This is a genomic window from Blautia sp. Marseille-P2398, from assembly GCF_964240315.1.
Taxonomy (GTDB): Bacteria; Bacillota; Clostridia; order Lachnospirales; family Lachnospiraceae; genus Blautia_A; species Blautia_A wexlerae.
In genome coordinates this window covers 1-2943 of sequence record NZ_CAXSTD010000036.1, presented here as the reverse complement: position 1 = coordinate 2943, position 2943 = coordinate 1, and the positions used below count along the sequence as shown (strand labels likewise).

Genomic DNA, 2943 nt, shown 5'->3' with positions numbered 1-2943 from the left:
CTACTGTATAGTAGCGGTCATCATTTTCTATTATGAGATGCTTTTGAATGATGGGATCCAAACGCCGGTATACCCTTGCAAAGCGCTGAATCGCCTGCTGCTTATCGCCATAGATGCCACCGACATGCAGCACCATTTTATGTGTTGCATCCAATCCCATCGCCTCCAGAATGGACGCATGATACAGTAGCTCATCGATACTGCGCTCTACGACATCCTCTCGCGGTGAATTGATCACACAGTACTGACCGGGATGCAGGGATACACGCATATTGTTTTTTCGTACATAGTCCCCCAGGCTTTGAAACTGCGCAGCAAATTCATCCAGCCAGGGTATGGTATTGACCGGACTGGAGCCAAAGGGAATCAGGTCGGAGGACAGACGATACATACGGATGTTGTGCCCTGCATTATACTCCAGCAGCTTTTGCAGTGTTTCCAGATTAGCACGGATAATACTGCGCAGACGGTCCTCTGTCGCAAATTTCTGGATGCAGGTTTCAAAATGAAATTGCGCATCAAGGCATATACAGGCGTATCCGATTTTCATAAACACAACTCCTTTTCTCTTTACTTAGCTTGTGCATAAGCTGAAAAATTATGAGCAAACGCTGAAAAACAGGATGCCTACAGCTGCCGGTAAGGGAAAGACAACAGCCTGCAATCGCTGCCCAGGCTGAAGTGAAAAGTTAAATTCCACTTTCAAAAGGCGAATAAAAAATGTGGAACTTTCTTCTACAAAAGTCTATACAGAGCATAAATATAGCGTTAGAAAGGGTTTCAAATAGGTAGAAGTAAGTAAAAATGTGAAGAAAGTGGTCATTGTGCGAATGATAGATAAAATAAATAAGCGCACTGAAAATAGGCTCCATTATGCCTATGTATAACTAAATTCCACTTCCATTTTATAGTTACACTATAAATAACTGTTCTTCGCCGCTGCTCTTATCATTCTTTATATCATCTGTTTGTTACTTATGAGTCAATACGCTTGGACGAAGTATCACTTCGTCCTTTTCTATTTTCTGTAGACCAAATTCATAAAGTTTCTGCGCTAATTCCGGACACATGAACTCACATAGCTCAAATGGGGATTTTCCATTCAAATGTTCCTTGGCACTGGAATTGATATGTGAGATGGCTACATTCAAGGAAGTCTGATCGGTCAGGCCGATACTGCGTAAGTCTACTTCGTTAGGTAATATATAACGTAATTCACGATGCATATTTTCCAGGCTTCCTTTCTGCCCGGACTGCATAGGGTCGCAATAGAAGACTCGTGTCCTTCTGGTACCATCGTCTCTTTTTTCCATATGCTCAGCATCAGTAAATTCACCTCCGCGATCGGTGAGTGTTATATGAGCTTCCTGTTCAAACAGGCTTTTTCCAAGGATGGAATCAAGAACAGCTAGTCCGTCAACCATATCTGCAGCAGTCTTCGTGTCGTGATATACAGCAAACAGGAGCCCATATTTGATGAATTTGAAAGTCTGGATAAACGGTCCATTGGAAATGTCATTATAGACTGTATCCATTTGTAAAATGTGTGTGATTTCCTCAGACTCAACATAGGATTGGTAATCTGTGTAAAGCCGTCCAACAAGGAATTTACGGTCTTGTCGTTTTTTATAGATCGTCTTCTTCTTAGCGGTCATTTTTCTTTTGACTTTTATACGAAGGTCAATATTAGCAATGCCAACACATTCGAATACACCTTGTTCAATATAGTTGTAGAGTGTCTTCTCACTGATTCCAAGTTCGGGATGTGCAGCTATGATCTGATAAGGTGAATGACCTTTTAATAGAAGAGGCTTGATGGTATTGCCTAGCTCTACAGCTTCTGATGAGGTCAGATTGATTCCGGTTCGAGACTCAACGAGTTCGCTACGGTATTCCTCATAGGCGATCGTAGGTTTATAGAGGTATTTATCAAAGCGGCAGCTTTTCAGTTTCTCACAGCCATTACAAGCTCCCGGAGTACGATCTCTGCGTTTACAGCGGAACTTAGAATAATCAGGGCAGTTGACAGTACAATTCTTTCTCTTAAACTTACAGTGAGCATAGTTCTCGCATTCTAGAGAAAGTGTAGATTTATGAGAGAGATAACGGTGAGCACGGATTTCCTTACCTATCGTAGATTTATCTTTGCCTAGATTATCAGCAATAGCTTTTTTAGAAGAACCATTAACGATGCCGATCGCGATGACATTGCGATCGTCCTGAATCAGATGTTTGTTTTTGTTCGTTGCCATATTCATCACCCTTTGTAATGTGTATGATAATAACCAGCGGTTACCTTCATCATAGATATAAAAAAGGATATATGAAAGACTAAATGCAATTGTAAGTGTAAATTCAACTAGATTGTTGTGTAAGAGTCTTTTCTACTTAGCTACTTTGAAAGTGGAATTTAACTTTTCACTTCAGCTTCATGAAAATTTTTTCAAAACCATATTGACTTCAAAAGTGAATGTCTTTATAATGTATTAAAATATCAATTTTTAATTGGGAAAGTTTATAAAAAATTGAATATGGAAAAGGAGATGTGAAAATGGCATATTATTTTAATGAACCTTCACGTACATTCAGTGAGTATCTTATTGTTCCGGGATATTCCTCAGCAGAATGTACCCCAGCAAACGTTTCTTTAAAAACACCACTGGTAAAATTTAGAAAAGGAAAGGAAGAACCGGAGCTTTCCTTGAATATACCGATGGTTTCCGCAATCATGCAGTCTGTTTCAGGCGAAAAGATGGCATGTGCACTGGCTAGAGAGGGAGGCATTTCCTTCATCTACGGTTCTCAGACAATTGAGAATGAGGCTGCCATGGTTCGCCGTGTAAAGGCGACAAAGGCAGGCTTTGTATACAGTGATTCCAATATCCGTCCGGATGCTACGCTGCAGGATGTACTGGATCTGAAGGATGAAACCGGACATGCGAC

At 40.6% G+C, this 2943-nt stretch carries 3 protein-coding genes; 1 reads left to right on the top strand and 2 read right to left on the bottom strand.

Going from position 1 to position 2943, the window contains the following annotated elements:
* Positions 1-550: UV DNA damage repair endonuclease UvsE (gene uvsE / locus ACESZG_RS18805; protein WP_373218955.1), on the bottom strand; the 550-nt coding region annotated here is incomplete at its 3' end.
* A 421-nt stretch (positions 551-971) separates the two neighbouring features.
* Positions 972-2252 carry a transposase gene (locus ACESZG_RS18800; protein WP_373218953.1) on the bottom strand — a complete coding sequence of 427 codons (1281 nt, stop codon included), beginning with the start codon at positions 2250-2252 and terminating at the stop codon, positions 972-974.
* A gap of 299 nt (positions 2253-2551) precedes the next feature.
* On the opposite strand from ACESZG_RS18800, the gene ACESZG_RS18795 reads away from it, so the two are divergent.
* A partial coding sequence (locus tag ACESZG_RS18795; RefSeq protein WP_373218951.1) for an IMP dehydrogenase occupies positions 2552-2943 on the top strand: 392 nt, incomplete at its 3' end.